This window comes from Subsaxibacter sp. CAU 1640, from assembly GCF_023156585.1.
Taxonomy (GTDB): Bacteria; Bacteroidota; Bacteroidia; order Flavobacteriales; family Flavobacteriaceae; genus JBPOFM01.
This window is the reverse complement of record NZ_JALNMI010000005.1, coordinates 21588-37725: the sequence shown is the minus strand read 5'-3', so window position 1 is coordinate 37725 and position 16138 is coordinate 21588. Positions and strand designations below refer to the sequence as shown.

Here is a 16138-nt window from a genome sequence, read left to right as displayed (position 1 = left end):
AAACACGCTCACTTATAAAACAAACGCTTGCTATCTTTATGATTGCAGGCGTTTTTTAATTTTCTCCAGTGAAAGCCAAAACAACAAAAGCTACGTAGGCTGCTATTAAAATAAATCCTTTGATTCTTCCTATTTCAAATTTTTTGGGAAGAAACACAAAAGGTAATAGGATTGCTGCAAAGCCCATCATCCAAAAAATATCATTCGTCAAGATATTTGGGTTGTTTACGTAGATAGGCTGAATCATTGCTGTCAACCCCAAAACTGATGCAATGTTAAAAACGTTGGAACCAATCAAGTTACCTAATGAAATAGCCTTTTCTTTCTTAAGCGCTGCAATTACAGAAGCTGCAAGTTCTGGAACACTCGTACCAACGGCAACCATTGTAATGGAAATGACACGTTCACTCACACCTAAAGAAATCGCCATTTCCTTTGCGCCTCTCACTAACCATTCACTTCCAAAATAAAGTGCAGAAGCACCTATCAGAAGCCAAATAATGATTTTAAAATTTGAAGTTATTTTTAGATCATCATCTAGATCCTCGATATGAGTCTCTGGTTCAGATTTGGAACGTTTGATTAAAACATAAAGAAATACAATCAAGGCTAAAAACAATGCCAAACCTTCTTTAAAGTCGAGAACATCACCACTCTCCAAGATAAAATACATTACTACGGAGAGTAACATCATCATAGGCCAATTAAGCTTGTAGAAATTTTTGTCAATTCCCAAGGGAGAAATCAATGCCGTCACACCCAAAACCAATCCAATGTTCGCAATATTTGAACCTATTACATTACCAAGAGCAATATCTGACGAGCCATCAAGAGCGGCCTGCAAACTCACCAAAAGTTCTGGTGCTGAAGTCGCAAATGACACCACAGTCATACCTATGACTAATTTTGAGATGTTAAATTTAAAAGACAGTGCGACTGACGAACGTACCAAAAACTCTCCTCCCACAACCAACAAAATCAATCCTAAAATGACCCAAAGTAAGCTCATAATCTAATTTTTTGGTGAAGATACCATTTCATTTTATTTAATGCCGAAAACTTAAATTTTAGTTAAATAACGATTTATGTAGTTGTATAACTACAAAAATAGTTATATGTTTGACTGTCTAAAATGAATGATATGCAAAAACTGACCAATAAGGAGGAAGAAATTATGCATATTCTTTGGAAGCTTGAAAAAGCGTTTGTCAAAGATGTGTTGGCTGAAATGGAGGATGAAAAACCTCATTATAATACACTATCTACTATCATCAGAAATCTTGAAGAAAAAGGATATGTCAGTTACACAGCTTATGGCAAAACACACCAATACTTCCCTATTATTTCTAAAGAAGCTTATAAAAAGCGCTTTATGAATACTGCTATCGAAAATTATTTCAACAGCTCTTATAAAAATGTAGTGTCATTTTTTGCAAAGGAAGAAAAAATAAGTGTAGACGACCTGAAAGAGATTATCGCATTAATAGAAAACAAGAAGTAATATGGACTATTTTCTAAAATCTTCGGCTGTATTGGTCATATTTTATATATGCTACAGATTGTTTTTGCAACGAGAGACATTTTTTACAAGTAACAGATGGTTTTTGTTTTTAGGAATCATCACTTCCATCATTCTTCCATTGTTTCCGAGAATTGTATACGTAGAATATGAGCCTGTGATGTTCCTGAATATGGCTTCAACATCCACAATTACAGAGTCAAATAGTGTTACAACCGCCAGTTTTGATTATATGCAGTTAATAAGCATTGTTTACTTAATCGGATTGCTCTTCTTTGTTATAAAAATGGTTTTTGAACTGGTTTCGTTGTTCATTACACTTCAGAAGTATCCATCAATTAAAAGTTCATACACTTACATTAAGACGGATAAGGAAGTAGCACCTTTTTCATTCTTCAATTGGATCGTTTATAATCCTTCAATGTTTAGTGAGAATGAACTCAAACTTATATTAAAACACGAGAAAGTACACGTCAACCAATGGCACTCTCTCGATGTCATCCTTTCACAATTGGTATGCGCTTTGCTATGGTTTAACCCAATCGTTTGGTTTTACAAAAAATCGATGCTTCAAAATCTTGAATTTATTGCAGATAATGAAGCACAACACGTAGCGCCTTGCGAGAAAAGCTATCAGCACCTATTACTAAAAACAAGTATTCCCAGTCATCAATTGGCGATGACCAATAATTTCTATAATTCATTAATTAAAAAACGAATCGTTATGTTACACAAATCCAAATCCAACAGAATAAATGCATTAAAGTATGCTTTGGTGTTTCCTTTGCTGACTTTATTTGTTTTCAATTTTAACACAAAAACTATTGCCCAAACTCCAAAAAAAGAAACTGAAAAAGTTCTTATAGGACAAAACATCATAAAGTATGTTGTTACCAAAACTACGAAGGACAACCAATTGGAGTCCATCCAAGAAAAAATGGCTGAAAAGGATGTGAAGATCGACTTTAAAAAAGTGACGAGAAACTCAAGTAAAGAGATTATCGGTATTAAAATCGCTTATGATTACAACAAAAAATCGGGAGAGTTTTATGTGAATTCTGACGAACCCATCAAGGACATAGCCATTACACTCAATGTTAATGAAAACGAGCTTTCAGTGGCGCAAGCGACGAAAAATTTAAGTCAAAGCTTTGAAATCATAACTGAAGATGGAGAGAAAAAGGTAAAAACTTCTGGAACAGGTTCAAACAGTAACGTTTTTGTATATTCTACTGATGACGAAGATGAAGTAGAAGTTAAAAAGGAAGTGATTGTGGTGGGAAAAGATGGTGAAGAGCACGAAGTAAAAACAGAGAAAAAGGTGTACGTCATTAAATCTGGCTCCACAAAAAACAGTTCTGATTCTGAAGATGAAGTGGTTTTCATCAAAAAGAATAAAAAAGACACTGTATGGATTAAAAAAGACGTAAAAAATATTGTGTGGACCAACGATGATGGCGAAGATGTTGAAATCATTACAGTAGAAAATGACAACAAAAATTTCAAAGTTTTCACCAGTGGAGACGACCAACCTTTAATTTTCTTGGATGGAAAGGAAATTTCAAAAAAGGATATGGAAGCGATTGACCCTAAAAATATTGAAAGTGTCAATGTTTTGAAAGGTGATAAAGCAATTGAAAAACACGGCAAGAAAGCCAAAGATGGTGTTATTGAAATAACATCGAAGAAAAATTAACAACCAACCAAACGAAAAAGCCCAAATTCTATTAAGGATTTGGGCTTTTTTATTTCATTAAGTTTTCATTCAATTGATGATTAATTTCTTTGAGATAATTTTTCCTTCCGAAGAGATTTGCATCAGATATAGACCACTTTTTAGATTTAAATCAATAGATCTATCTCCCTCCAAATTGAAGCTTGATAATTTTCTTCCGTCTGTAGAAAAAATGTCTACGAATGTATTGTTGCGAATTCCTAAAAAGTTTATCGTACCATTACTTGGATTTGGAAATATCTTGACCGCCAAATCATTTACCTCATCGACATTCAGGTTTGGATTCCAAGGATCTCCTACATTCGTTCCCCAAATATATTCTACCAAATCAGGATGGTCAATCAGTGGATTTCTGTTGAATTGCCAAGTGTAAACCACATTGTTACGATTCATTTCAAAATCATCAGGTGGATCGTTACGGTGCCAATCCAAAAGTGTCGCTAAATCTCCCAACTGACCAACCGTACCTTCAGGAAAACCGTTTACAACCTGTAATCCGTTATAGCGCAATTCCATATAAAGAACACTTCTAGCAACATCGCCTTTGAATCCGCCGAGTGTTCCCATTGGGCCATTATACTGACCATAATGTTGGTTGCCTCGTGAGCTATTCTCTGGTCCATCAACAGCTCTCAACGCGTGGGCATCAGAATTTCCGTGTCGCAAAGAGTCGGCTGTAGTGTTCCAAAAAATGTCTCTGCCATCAGCAATATCGTCAGCTTCAATATTGTTAAATCCACCTCTCGAACGCGGATAGGTGTGTTCTCTGTTCCATTTGCCAATATTGCTCGATGTTGTTTGATAATCCAGCTTTGCTCTTCCTATTTCCTTATAGACCAACCAAACTTGGTTGCTGTTTTCTGGATTTTGGTCAGCCTCTTTTAAAATATCCACAATGTCCGCATAAGTTTGCGCCCTTACCACACCTTCTTCAGCAATAATGCTCTGAATACCTTGCCTCAAAGCATTATCAGCAAATCCTTCTAAACTATCGTAATAACCATCAGGTTGTGTGCTTTCAACTATTCCGTATGTTGGATTGATAGGCGTACCGAAAGATGCCACGGTAAAATCATTATCCACAGCTCTGATGCGAAGATTATTGTTGAGGGCAGAAAATGTTGGTGGCAAACCAGTTACTCTAATGACCATTTCTTCATCGCCTTCATCCAACGTATCATCTACTAATGTAATCGTTGTTGTTGCTGTATTTGAACCGTTTGGAATTGTTATGGAAGTATTTCCCGTAAAGTCAGACGCATCAAAAGTACCATTGTTCAAATTCAATGTGAAATTCAAGTCTTCTGTAACATTTTGCTCTGATGTAAAAACGATATCAAAACTCTCACCTTCATTGTACATCGTTTGTGAAAGTGTCATCAAAATTCCGTTCAAAACCACACCACTTCCGTCGTTCAACCGACGTGGTGTCGGCGCCTGTACCAAATAACCCATATCATTATTTCCATTATCAAGTTGAATGGAATTAGTGTTATTTCCTGCACCTTCATTGAGAATTGTAATAGTAGGGTCAAATTCAGAAAAAATTGTCAACAATCCTTGTCCGTCACTATCGTTTGTTTGATAAAGCATTACATCAATCAATGTCTCATCAACATATGCCAAGACAGGTTCTTCAAAATCGATTTCATCTGCTTGATAAATAGCCACTGCATCTGCTCCATTTTGTATCACATTTTGAGGAATAATGTATTGTGGAAACGGTGAAACAGTTGTACTTCCAATCAACAAAAGACCATTGATGTCAGTCTCATAACCATCAAGGTCCAAAGCCAAATAACTCATATTGCCTCCAGAAGTTGAACCATTGAAGAACACAACAACATAACCATCTAAAGGGAAATTTGGCGTTTGAGATTTTAATTCTACGAATTCTTTGTCATCAGTGCCTGGCGTATCGCAATCCAACTCATTGATGCGCAAAATTTGCCCAAAACCGAGTTGCGTAACGAAGACAATGATTAAAAAAGTAATTATTCTATTCATATTTCTATTTTTTCCAAAGATACGGAAGTGACTCAACATCCCTTATTTTAGACTTTATTAAATCATCAATTTAACAGTTTGAGGTTAATTAGCTAACTTTACATCAATGTTTCTCGACTATGAAAAAAGCATTTTTTAAATTTTTGGCAAAACTCAATAAAGCTGTTTTACCAAGCTATACCAAGCGACAATTGGATTTATCAAAAGCTTCAAAATTCCAATTGGCCATCATCGGTTGGCGCTCTTATGTTACAAAAAATGCTCTTGATTAAATGATCATCATATTCTTCATTATATTAAGCACCAAATTTTAGCATCCTCTTAACGCTATTATTTCAAGTTTATAAGGATTTTTAAGCTCTCATTAAATATCGTATTTTTGCGATTGTGCAACATTTTTAATTACCCATACTAACTAATGAAACTTAAAATAGCTGCTTTACTTATAGTGTTTTGTTCTTTTTTTTCGGTTCAATCACAAGTTTTGAAACCTGTAAAATGGATAACTTCCGTAGAAAAAAATTCTGACACCGAATACACCTTGATAAGTACAGCCACCATAGATAAGGGTTGGCATCTATATTCTCAAAATGTCCCGGACAATGGACCGATCCCGACGTTATTCTCATTTACATCCAATGACAAATATGAGTTAATCGACTCCGTTGCCGAAGAAAATGGAAAAACAGTTGATGACCCTGTTTTTCAAATGAAAATAAAGTTCTTTGAGAAAAAGGCAGATTTTAGACAAAGAATTAAAGTATTAAACAAAGAACTCTCTATCATAAAAGGTGAGGTTGAGTTTATGGTATGTGATGATGAAAGATGCCTTGCTCCAACTTATGTAGATTTAGAGTTCGACCTTTCTAATGCAAAAGTGGTTGAAAAAAATGAAGGCTCGTTTGGTGCCATTGATTTTCAAAAACCAGAAAAAGAAGTTGTTAAGGACATCAAAAAGGAGGAAAAAAAAACTGAAGAAAAAGGTCTTTGGACCATCTTTATCATCGCTTTTCTATCAGGTTTTGCTGCATTATTGACGCCTTGCGTTTTTCCAATGATTCCAATGACAGTAAGTTTTTTCACCAAGCAGAGTAAAAATAAGGCTGTCGGAATTCGAAATGCAATTATTTATGGGATTTGCATCATCATTATTTACGTATTGCTCGGCACAGCAGTCACTGCAATTTTTGGTGCTGATGCACTAAATGCACTTGCAACGAATGTTTGGTTCAATCTTATTTTCTTCTTGTTACTTTTGGTATTTGCATTTTCATTTTTGGGTGCATTTGAAATTATGCTACCAAATAAATGGGCAAATAAAGTAGACCAGCAAGCTGATAAAGGCGGAATGATTGGCATCTTTTTTATGGCCTTGGCCTTGGCGATCGTTTCGTTTTCTTGCACTGGACCAATTGTTGGAACTTTGCTGGTTGAAGCAGCCTCTAAAGGTGGTATCGCTCCAATAATAGGAATGTTGGGGTTTTCATTAGCAATCGCATTGCCCTTTGCTTTATTTGCAGCATTTCCAGGATGGCTCAATTCTCTACCAAAATCTGGTGGATGGCTCAATACGGTAAAAGTATTTCTAGGATTTTTGGAATTGGCTCTTGCCTTTAAATTCTTGTCGCAAGCAGATTTGGTATTGCAATTACACATATTGGAAAGAGAAGTCTTTATTGCCATTTGGATTGCCATTTTCGGAACTTTGGCTTTATATCTATTTGGAAAAATCAAATTGCCTCACGACTCACCTCTAACTCATATTTCTGTTGGCCGATTGAGTTTGGGTCTATTAGTACTGTCTTTCACAGTTTATATGATTCCGGGACTTTGGGGTGCACCTCTAAATCTAATTAGTGCTTTCCCTCCTCCACTTGATTATGCTGAATCTCCTTATGGTGTTGGTAATTCTAAAGTGGGAGGCGGAATTATTGGAAGTGAACACGAAGAACTTCCTGAAGGCGCACATCTATTGGCACCTCATCAAATTTTGGCATTCAATGATTATGATAAAGGTTTAGCTTACGCGAAAGAAGTTGGAAAACCTGTAATGATTGATTTTACAGGTTGGGCTTGCGTTAACTGCAGAAAAATGGAGCAGAATGTTTGGGTTGAGGACCAAGTTTTGAATATCCTTAAAAACGAGGTGGTTTTGATTTCTTTATATGTGGATGATAAGCGTCCGCTTGAGGAAGATGACGTTGTTGAATCTCAATTGAAACCAGGAAAAAAATTGAAATACATCGGTCAAAAATGGAGCGAATTTCAAACTATTCGATATAAAACCAATACACAACCTTTTTATGTATTGATGAGCCACGACGAACAAAACCTTATTGAACCAGTTGGATATACTCCTGATGCTGATGAGTATTATGAATGGTTGAAATTAGGAATCGAAAATTTCAAAAATTAATATATCACAAAGATAAATTCCCAGCCAATTGCTTTAAGGCGATTTCAGACAGTTTCGCTTCGTATTTGGCATTGCTCAATCTCAATTGTGCATTGATATAATTAAGTTGGGCAGTCCTGAATTCAATGGTTGGAATGGTTCCTATTCTATACTTGGCAAGTGTAATATCTAGGTTTTCCTTTGCAATTTCTTCATTATTGGTTTCCAATTCTATCAAACTCATATTTGACAAATAGGTCTGAAATGCTGATGCCAATTGCGACTTCAGTGTTTGTGTTTGTTGTTCAATCGCGATGGTAGAATTCTCCAATTGGATTTTAGCAATTTTCTCGTTTCTATTTTGATTGGAACCGTTAAAAATATCGATACTTGCCGTGAAACCATAGTTCCAACCTTGTGCATTGTTCTGTGTGGTAAAGCCCAAACTGTTCTCTGATTCGCTGAAGTTATAACCAGTATTAGCAGAAATAACAGGAAAACGATTGCCTTTGATTTCCTTCAATTCCAATTCTGCAATACGCTTATTGATGAGTTGCATCTGCAATTCTGGATTCTGCTCTTGCGCAAGACGTTCCAAATCAGCAAGCAGCAGGTTTTCACTTATCAACATCTCATCTTCAACCTTAAAATCGATTTTTGTATCACGAGCCAAAATTTCGTTCAATCGTATTTTAGTGTTGGCAAATAATTCATTCTGTCGAATGTACAAGGTTCTGTCAGTATTTAAATCGACTTGTGCATTTAGCACTTCCAGTTTTGAGGCTTTTCCTATACTGAATCGATTATCAGCCAATTCAACTCTTTGCTGCGAAATCACCAAACTACTATCCAACGCTATCAATTGCTGCTGCTGCTGTACCAAATCAAAATACACATTCATCACATCGCTTACACGGTTGAGAATCGTACTTTGCAATTCGGCTTCGCCAAGTTTCTCGAGCTCTTTCAATTGGTCATAACGCGCAAACATACTTAAGCCATCAAAAATTGTCCAATCTAGATTGACACCATAATTGAGATTGTTATTTCTGGCATTATCGAGCTCTCTCAACGTACCATCAGAACGTACTTGTGAAATGTTTTGAGTACTATTATTTTTAGTGGCAGATGCAACAACCCTTGGCAACATTCCAGCGAGACCAGGACTGACGGATGTTTCATCAATTTTTAAATCATTTGTTGCCAATCGAATTTCGTAGTTGTTTTCCAAAGCAACCTGAACAGCTTCTTCCAATGTCAATAATTCTTGACCCTTCATATGAAGATTAAAGCACATCAAAAAGACACTAATATGGATAGAAAGAAACCTATGCCTTTTCATAACTATCTATTTTATCGAATTCTGGAATGTGCTTTTTCTCGCGAGACCACATCATATAAATTGCAGGAATGATAAATAAGGTCAAAATCAACGCAAACATCGTTCCTCCGATGATAACCACACCCATTCCAATACGACTGGTGGATGCCGCTCCAAGAGATAAAGCAATTGGCAACGCACCTAAAGCGATGGTTAAGCTCGTCATAAGAATTGGTCTTAATCTTGACTCTGATGCTTTCATAATAGCTTCATATTTAGGCATTCCTTCCTCTCGAAGTTGATTTGCAAACTCTACTATTAAAATTCCGTTTTTGGTAACCAGCCCGATGAGCATAATGGTACCAATTTGACTGAAAATATTCCACGTCTGTCCGAAGAGCCATAGTGAAAATAATGCTCCAGCCACAGCCATAGGAACCGTCAAAATAATTACAAATGGGTCGATGAAACTTTCAAATTGCGCCGCAAGAATCAAGAAAATCAGCAGTAAAGCCAATCCAAAGGCAAACATCGTATTAGAGCTACTCTCTACAAAATCTCGAGATTCTCCTCCCAAATCTGTAGTAAAGGAATCGTCCAAGACTTTTTCCTTAATCGACTCCATTGCATCTATGCCGTCGTTAATGCTCATTCCTGGCGCCAAACTAGCCGCAACGGTTGCAGACATATAACGATTGTTGTGATATAATTGCGGTGGACTGCTTTGCTCTTCGGTAGTTACGAGATTATCCATTTGAATCAATTCTCCTCTATCATTTTTAACAAACATCGATTTTAAATCCATTGGAGCATCTCTATCTTTTTTATCAAATTGACCTATGACTTGATATTGCTTACCATTCATCATAAAGTATCCAAAACGCTGACCACTTAAGGACAATTGTAATGTTTGCGCAACATCCAATACCGAAACCCCTAATGTTTTAGCTTTTTCCCTATCAATCGTCACATAAATTTCTGGTTTGTTGAACTTCAAATCGACATCCGTATTGGCAAAAACTGGATGATTCTCTGCCTCTTCCATAAACTCCGGAATCTTTTCTTTCAATTTCTCAAAATTCGGTGCCTGAATGATATATTGAATAGGCATTCCTCCCCTTCTATTGACAGCGATAGTTGGAGATTCTGAAACACTGGAACGTGCATTCTCAAATTTTTTGGTCCAACGCGTTAAATCTTCTGCAATTTCCTTTTGTGAACGTTCGCGCTCGCTCGGTTCAACCAACGAAATAATAGCACGACCACTATTGACAGAAGCTGAACCAAATCCTGGGGACGTGATGATTAAACTCACCTTTTTTTCTGGAATGGAATCATTGATTAAATCGGTGATTTCGTTCATAAAACGATCCATATAATCATAGGATGCGCCTTCCGGAGCAGTCACATTCACTCGAATATAGCTTCTATCGTCATAAGGTGCCGTTTCCTTCTGAAGCAGATTGAAAAACAATACAATCATTAAAATACACCCTAAAAGAATGGGAAAACTCAACCACTTCTTCTTCATAAAATTCTGAAGTGAATTTGAATAGGCTGTATTCATTTTTACAAAATAGCGCTCGGTCACTTCATAGAATTTTGAATGCTTTTGCTTGCCTGGTTTCATCAGATATGCATTCAACATTGGCGTTAAGGACAAGGATACGAATGCTGAAATAAGGACAGCTGCACCAATGACAATACCGAATTCCCTAAACAGTCTTCCAACGAAGCCTTCAAGAAAAATGACTGGAAGAAAAACAGCTGCCAATGTGATGGAAATAGAAATAACTGCAAAGAAAATTTCGTTGGAGCCTTTGATGGCTGCCTCAATAGGCGTCATTCCTTCCTCAACTTTTTTATAAATGTTTTCCGTGACCACAATACCATCATCCACAACTAAACCTGTGGCTAACACAATCGCCAACAAGGTCAATACATTAATGGAAAAACCAAACATCCACATAATGAAGAATGTAGCAATCAGCGACACTGGAATATCAATCAATGGTCGTAATGCCATCGACCAATTTCGAAAGAAGAAATAGATGACCAAAATCACCAAAATAATAGAAATCGCCAATGTTTCAACCACTTCTGTAATGGCTTTTTTCACGAACAATGTGTCATCGATGACGACATTCAATTTGAAATCTTTTGGCAAATCCTTTTTGAGTTTTTCGAACTCTTCATAAAAAGCATCTGCAATGGCAACATAATTGGCTCCTGGCTGTGGTACAATTGCCATTGCCACCATAGGTTGACCAGAATCACTCAACTTTGTTTCCATATTTTCGGCTTCCAAAGTGGCATTTCCCACATCACTAAAACGAACCACTTTTTCATCATCCGTAAAAATGATGATATTATTGAATTCTTCTTGAGTTGATAAGTTTCCAATAGTTTTTACCGTCAATTCGGTATTGGCACCAGTCAATTTCCCTGATGGCAATTCCACATTTTGAGACAACAAGGCTTCTCTCACTTCCGCAACCGTCACACCATATGATGCCAATTTCACCGGGTCTATCCAAAGCCGCATAGCGTATTTGCGCTGTCCCCAAATCTGAACACTACTCACTCCTGGAATGGTCTGCAAACGTTGAGAAAGCACATTGTCTGCATAGTCCGTTAACTCCAGAATATTCTTGTTATCACTTTGAACGGTCATAGAAATGATAGCGCGAGAATCAGCATCAGCCTTCGAAACTACTGGTGGCGCATCGATATCTTGCGGCAGACTACGAACAGCTTGAGAAACTTTATCCCTTACATCATTTGCGGCTTCTTCAAGGTCTTTGTCTAGATTGAATTCAATATTGATTCTACTAGAACCTTGGTTACTCGAAGAGGTGATATTTCGAATTCCATCGATACCATTAATCGCTTTTTCAAGTGGTTCAGTGATTTGTGACTCGATGATATCAGAGTTCGCTCCTGAATAATTAGTGCTTACGGAAATTTGGGCTGGGTCGATAGAAGGAAACTCCCTTACACCCAAATAAGTAAAACCGATAATTCCGAACAGCATAATTGCCAAATTCATCACAATAGTGAGTACTGGACGCCTGATGCTTAAGGTAGATAAACTCATCAGTTAGAACTATTGTTAAGGTTGACTTTGACAGCTGTGCCATTTTTGAGCGACATCACACCTGATGTCAAAATCGTATCGCCAGCCTTAATGCCTGAAAGCACACGAACCATACTATCAGTCCTAGTGCCAGTTTCGACCTCAACTTGTTTTGCTTTTCCATCTTCAGAAACAAAAATCACTTTACCATTTTGAATAGGTATCAATGATTCAGTCGGCACCAACAGAGCGTCATTCATCGTTTCAAGAGGCAACTGCACATTGGCGAAAGTACCAGGATACAATTTCCCTTCTTTGTTTTCAGCAATGGCTCTCATTTTCAAAGTTCGAGTAGCTACATCTACTTGTGGTTCTATGGCGTAAATTTTAGCCTGATATTCCTCTTTTGAATCAGAAGTAGTAAATGTCAGTTCATTTCCTACTTTCATTTGAGACGCATATTTCTCTGGGATGGAAAATGTAATTTTTAATTGATTTGTATTCACAAGTTTTGCAATAGGAGTAGTAGGCGTGACATAAGTTCCCTTGGAAATGGAACGCAACCCGATAGTACCGGAAAATGGTGCTCTCACTGTAGTTTTGGATAGCTGTGCAGCAATCAATTGCGACTCTGCTTTTGCAGATTCAAAATCTGCATTCGAAATATCGTACTCCTCTTGACTGATAGCTTGTTTTTCCAGTAATAATTTTGCTCTTCTTTGATTTTCAGATGCCAATTGTTGTGCAGTTTTTGCTTTTGACAATTGGGCCTGAAGTTCTATACCATTAACTCTAAACAAAACTTGTCCTATGGAAACCTTTGCACCTTCTTCAAAATTAATGCTCTCCACAACTCCAGAAATTTCACTTCGGATATCAATTTCTTCATTGGCTTCCAAACTTCCTGACAATGATAGATTATCTTCAAAGGTTTCAGGTTTGAGAACCATTCCTTGAACAGACATTGCAACATTCATTTTTTTGTCGCTTCCTTTATCATTGATTTTCTTGTTGGCAAGTACTCTATGGATAATTAAGGCCGTTAAACCTCCGACGATAATAAAATAGAGTATATATCTTTTCTTCATTGAGTGATGGAATTCAACATTAGAATGAAATAATTTTTGAGCAAAACAAATCTAACTTGAAAAGGCGAAAATACTCTAGAAGTTAAATTTTATTTAACAGAATTTCCCTAATCCTTCTGGATTAGACAATTGTTATCGTGGAAGGTTTAAAATAGTGTAAGAAAATTTAAAGGATAAATACAGCTTCATAAATGATACACATTGAGTTTCTTGTGAAGCATAAGTAAACTTGGGGTTGGGCAGTTCAGACAGCTTGTAAAAAGCATTAACTCCGGTTTGAAAATCACACAAAAAAAAACGCTCAAGCAAGCTTGGCGTTTTTTCTTATTGCGTGATTTATTCGTGACCTCGACAGGATTCAAACCTGTAACCTCTTGAGCCGTAATCAAGTGCGCTATTCAGTTGCGCCACGAGGCCTTTTTAATGGGATGCAAATATACTACATTAATTAAAAATCTACCAAACAATTTATTTCAAATTTCTAAATGTTTACTTTTGAAGTATGGTATCTAAAGAACTCTTGCAGCCTTTCAACTATCAAATTGATGAGTTTATGATTGATAACTTATCAAAATATGGTACTCCACACACATTCAATACGAATGACATTATTGTAGACATTGGGCAAGACCTAACCAGCATTCCTTTATTGATTGAAGGTAATATAAAAGTGCTACGAGAAGATGAGGATGGTAATGAGCTGCTACTATATGTATTGGAAAGCGGAGATACGTGCGCAATGTCACTTACGTGTTGTATGGCAAAATCAAAAAGCAAGATTAGAGCTGTTGCCGACAAAGATTCAATTATTGTGATGATTTCCACTCAAAAAATGCAAGAATGGTTTCACTCTAATGAAAGCTGGAGAAACTTCATCCTTCAAAGCTATCAAATTCGATTTAATGAAATGCTTGAAACTATCGATACGCTTGCTTTTCTTAAAATGGATGAACGACTTTATAAGTATTTGAAAGACCAAGCAAAACTTAACTCAAGCATCATTATCCCTAAAACGCATCAAGATATTGCCGAAGACTTGCATACCTCTAGAGTTGTGGTTTCAAGACTATTAAAACAACTGGAGAACGAACAGAAAATAAAGTTGAGCCGAAATAAAATAGAACTATTGGACTTTTAGTAACAATTGTGACACTTAACTAATTTCATCATCTTACTTTTGCATTAAATTATCAATTTTATGGAATTTATTTTAAACCCTTGGCCTTGGTATGTTTCGGGTCCATTGATTGCCATTATTATGTTTACTCTTATTTATTTTGGGAAAACATTTGGTATGTCGTCCAATCTTCGCACGTTTTGCACCATTGCTGGCGCTGGAAAAAAAACCGAGTTTTTCAATTTTGATTGGAAATCACAACGATGGAATTTAATGGTGGTTTTGGGAGCGGTTATCGGTGGATTCATTGCGCATTTTCTGTTATCCAATCCTTCTGATATCGATTTGAATCCGAAGACAGTTGAAGAACTTTCCCAGTTTGGTTTTGAAAATGCAGGTAAATCTTTGTTGCCTTCAGAAATCTATAGTTGGGATGCTGTTTTAAGTCTTAAAGGTCTTGCCATCTTAATCATTGGCGGATTTTTGGTAGGCTTCGGAACACGCTACGCTGGAGGTTGCACGTCAGGCCACGCCATTACAGGCTTGAGCAGTTTGCAACGACCATCCTTGATTGCCATTATTGGCTTTTTTCTTGGCGGATTGATTATGATACACCTTTTGTTTCCTTTAATTTTCTAAAAAATGAAATACTTTAAGTTTTTAATCGTAGGAATTGTTTTCGGAATTGTACTGGTAAAGTCGGAAGCTGTGTCTTGGTATAGGATTTATGAAATGTTCAAATTTGAATCCTTTCATATGTACGGAATTATTGGAACTGCCATAGGAACAGGTATTTTGCTATTATTGCTTTCGAAACAATTCAAAGTAAAAAATATAGAAGGTTCGATTATAAATGTTCCTTCAAAAGAAAAAGGACTGACACGTTACATTCTGGGCGGTACGCTATTTGGACTTGGCTGGGCATTGTCTGGCGCTTGTCCTGGACCAATGTATATCTTGGTGGGAACAGGTGTGTTTTCTATGCTCATAGTGATTTTGGCTGCCATTTTAGGAACCTATGTGTATGGCGTTCTGAAAGACAAACTACCTCATTAAATGGAAATTACTGAAATTTTAGGCTATTTAGGAGCTTTTATCACAGGTCTAGTTCTTGGACTTTCAGGAGGTGGTGGTTCCATCATAACTGTTCCTGTTATGGTATACTTGATTGGCATCAATCCTGTAACAGCAACTGCCTATTCGCTTTTTGTGGTTGGATGTACCTCAACCATCGGAGCATTCAAGAATTTTAGAAAACAATTGGTAGACGTTAAAACGGCTATTGTTTTTTCAATTCCTGCCTTCACAACGGTATACCTAACCCGTCGTTATTTAGTTCCAGCTATTCCTAACACGGTTTTCAGTATCAATGGTTTTGAAGTGACAAAGGACATTTTCATAATGTCTTTCTTCGCAATCATTATGATATTGGCTTCATTTTCAATGATTCGGTCGAAGAAGGATTTGACAGACATTAAAACACCTTCCACTATCAACATTCCATATCTTATGATGATAGGAATTGGAGTAGGTTTGCTGACAGGAATCATCGGTGCAGGTGGCGGTTTTTTGATTATTCCTGCTCTGGTTTTATTGGCAAAGCTCCCTATGAAGAAAGCCATTGGCACTTCCCTATTCATTATTGCTCTTAATTCGTTGATAGGCTTTACGGGCGATTTACGCCATAATAATATCCACTGGACATTTTTATTGATATTTACATTTATTTCAATTTTGGGAATCATTGTTGGCGTTTATGTCTCAAAATTTGTCAGTGGCAAAAAACTCAAACGCGGATTTGGATGGTTTACTCTCTTGGTCGCTATCTATATCATTTTTCGAGAATTGCTATAGAGAAATGTGATAAAAGTCACAAAGCA

At 36.7% G+C, this 16138-nt stretch carries 13 protein-coding genes and 1 tRNA gene; 8 read left to right on the top strand and 6 right to left on the bottom strand.

Annotated features, from left to right (window positions below; all coding sequences use genetic code 11):
* Nucleotides 1-55 precede the first annotated feature (55 nt).
* The gene (locus tag M0G43_RS12455; protein ID WP_248026900.1) at nt 56-1009 is read right to left on the bottom strand and encodes a calcium/sodium antiporter; all 954 of its coding nucleotides are present in this window, start codon (nt 1007-1009) and stop codon (nt 56-58) included.
* A 132-nt stretch (nt 1010-1141) separates the two neighbouring features.
* Here M0G43_RS12455 and M0G43_RS12450 point away from each other — a divergent pair, with 132 nt between their 5' ends.
* Nucleotides 1142-1501 (top strand): BlaI/MecI/CopY family transcriptional regulator, encoded by a 360-nt coding sequence (locus M0G43_RS12450; protein WP_248026898.1) that lies wholly within the window; start codon nt 1142-1144, stop codon nt 1499-1501.
* Between the two features lies 1 nt (nt 1502).
* Entirely contained in the window at nt 1503-3215 is a 1713-nt protein-coding gene (locus tag M0G43_RS12445; RefSeq protein ID WP_248026896.1) for a M56 family metallopeptidase, read from the top strand.
* Nucleotides 3216-3284: 69 nt separating this feature from the next.
* On the opposite strand, the gene M0G43_RS12440 is transcribed toward M0G43_RS12445, so the two are convergent.
* The gene (locus M0G43_RS12440; protein ID WP_248026894.1) at nt 3285-5261 is read right to left on the bottom strand and encodes an endonuclease; all 1977 of its coding nucleotides are present in this window, start codon (nt 5259-5261) and stop codon (nt 3285-3287) included.
* 119 nt (nt 5262-5380) lie between these two features.
* On the opposite strand from M0G43_RS12440, the gene M0G43_RS12435 reads away from it, so the two are divergent.
* Both M0G43_RS12435 and M0G43_RS12430 read left to right on the top strand, forming a co-directional pair.
* On the top strand, nt 5381-5533 hold the full coding sequence (locus tag M0G43_RS12435; protein WP_248026892.1) for an SsrA-binding protein: 153 nt from the start codon (nt 5381-5383) through the stop codon (nt 5531-5533).
* Nucleotides 5534-5679: 146 nt separating this feature from the next.
* Complete coding sequence (locus tag M0G43_RS12430) at nt 5680-7677, top strand: protein-disulfide reductase DsbD family protein (protein WP_248026890.1); 1998 nt, start codon at nt 5680-5682, stop codon at nt 7675-7677.
* Nucleotides 7678-7681: 4 nt separating this feature from the next.
* Here M0G43_RS12430 and M0G43_RS12425 read toward each other — a convergent pair whose 3' ends face one another.
* From M0G43_RS12425 to M0G43_RS12410, 4 genes are all read right to left on the bottom strand, one after another.
* Complete coding sequence (locus tag M0G43_RS12425; protein WP_411039871.1) at nt 7682-8998, bottom strand: TolC family protein; 1317 nt, start codon at nt 8996-8998, stop codon at nt 7682-7684.
* Nucleotides 8985-12074 (bottom strand): efflux RND transporter permease subunit, encoded by a 3090-nt coding sequence (locus M0G43_RS12420; RefSeq protein WP_248026888.1) that lies wholly within the window; start codon nt 12072-12074, stop codon nt 8985-8987. The genes M0G43_RS12425 and M0G43_RS12420 overlap by 14 nt, the downstream gene beginning before the upstream one ends.
* Nucleotides 12074-13141, bottom strand: coding sequence for an efflux RND transporter periplasmic adaptor subunit (locus tag M0G43_RS12415; RefSeq protein WP_248026887.1), 1068 nt, complete (start codon nt 13139-13141; stop codon nt 12074-12076). Before M0G43_RS12415 ends, M0G43_RS12420 begins: the two co-directional genes overlap by 1 nt.
* A gap of 343 nt (nt 13142-13484) precedes the next feature.
* A tRNA-Arg gene (locus M0G43_RS12410) sits at nt 13485-13558 on the bottom strand.
* Between the two features lie 85 nt (nt 13559-13643).
* Between M0G43_RS12410 and M0G43_RS12405 the strand changes: the two genes are divergently transcribed.
* Genes M0G43_RS12405 through M0G43_RS12390 form a run of 4 tightly spaced genes read left to right on the top strand, consistent with a single transcriptional unit; the run spans nt 13644 to nt 16112 of the window.
* Nucleotides 13644-14279, top strand: coding sequence for a Crp/Fnr family transcriptional regulator (locus tag M0G43_RS12405; RefSeq protein ID WP_248026886.1), 636 nt, complete (start codon nt 13644-13646; stop codon nt 14277-14279).
* A gap of 60 nt (nt 14280-14339) precedes the next feature.
* Nucleotides 14340-14897 carry a YeeE/YedE family protein gene (locus tag M0G43_RS12400; protein WP_248026884.1) on the top strand — a complete coding sequence of 186 codons (558 nt, stop codon included), beginning with the start codon at nt 14340-14342 and terminating at the stop codon, nt 14895-14897.
* A gap of 3 nt (nt 14898-14900) precedes the next feature.
* A complete protein-coding gene (locus tag M0G43_RS12395; RefSeq protein ID WP_248026883.1) occupies nt 14901-15314 on the top strand; it encodes a DUF6691 family protein in 414 nt (137 codons plus the stop codon).
* Nucleotides 15315-16112: a sulfite exporter TauE/SafE family protein gene (locus M0G43_RS12390; RefSeq protein WP_248026882.1), complete on the top strand. Its 798-nt coding sequence runs from the start codon at nt 15315-15317 to the stop codon at nt 16110-16112.
* The last annotated feature ends 26 nt before the right edge of the window (nt 16113-16138 follow it).

Excerpts from the sequence above, each read along its gene's own strand:
- M0G43_RS12400 (WP_248026884.1), top strand. The coding sequence starts at position 14,340 with ATGGAATTTATTTTAAACCCTTGGCCTTGGTATGTTTCGGGTCCATTG.
- M0G43_RS12450 (WP_248026898.1), top strand. The coding sequence starts at position 1,142 with ATGCAAAAACTGACCAATAAGGAGGAAGAAATTATGCATATTCTTTGG.
- M0G43_RS12420 (WP_248026888.1), bottom strand. The coding sequence starts at position 12,074 with ATGAGTTTATCTACCTTAAGCATCAGGCGTCCAGTACTCACTATTGTG.
- M0G43_RS12405 (WP_248026886.1), top strand. The coding sequence starts at position 13,644 with ATGGTATCTAAAGAACTCTTGCAGCCTTTCAACTATCAAATTGATGAG.
- M0G43_RS12425 (WP_411039871.1), bottom strand. The coding sequence starts at position 8,998 with ATGAAAAGGCATAGGTTTCTTTCTATCCATATTAGTGTCTTTTTGATG.
- M0G43_RS12395 (WP_248026883.1), top strand. The coding sequence starts at position 14,901 with ATGAAATACTTTAAGTTTTTAATCGTAGGAATTGTTTTCGGAATTGTA.
- M0G43_RS12440 (WP_248026894.1), bottom strand. The coding sequence starts at position 5,261 with ATGAATAGAATAATTACTTTTTTAATCATTGTCTTCGTTACGCAACTC.
- M0G43_RS12430 (WP_248026890.1), top strand. The coding sequence starts at position 5,680 with ATGAAACTTAAAATAGCTGCTTTACTTATAGTGTTTTGTTCTTTTTTT.
- M0G43_RS12435 (WP_248026892.1), top strand. The coding sequence starts at position 5,381 with ATGAAAAAAGCATTTTTTAAATTTTTGGCAAAACTCAATAAAGCTGTT.
- M0G43_RS12415 (WP_248026887.1), bottom strand. The coding sequence starts at position 13,141 with ATGAAGAAAAGATATATACTCTATTTTATTATCGTCGGAGGTTTAACG.
- M0G43_RS12455 (WP_248026900.1), bottom strand. The coding sequence starts at position 1,009 with ATGAGCTTACTTTGGGTCATTTTAGGATTGATTTTGTTGGTTGTGGGA.
- M0G43_RS12445 (WP_248026896.1), top strand. The coding sequence starts at position 1,503 with ATGGACTATTTTCTAAAATCTTCGGCTGTATTGGTCATATTTTATATA.
- M0G43_RS12390 (WP_248026882.1), top strand. The coding sequence starts at position 15,315 with ATGGAAATTACTGAAATTTTAGGCTATTTAGGAGCTTTTATCACAGGT.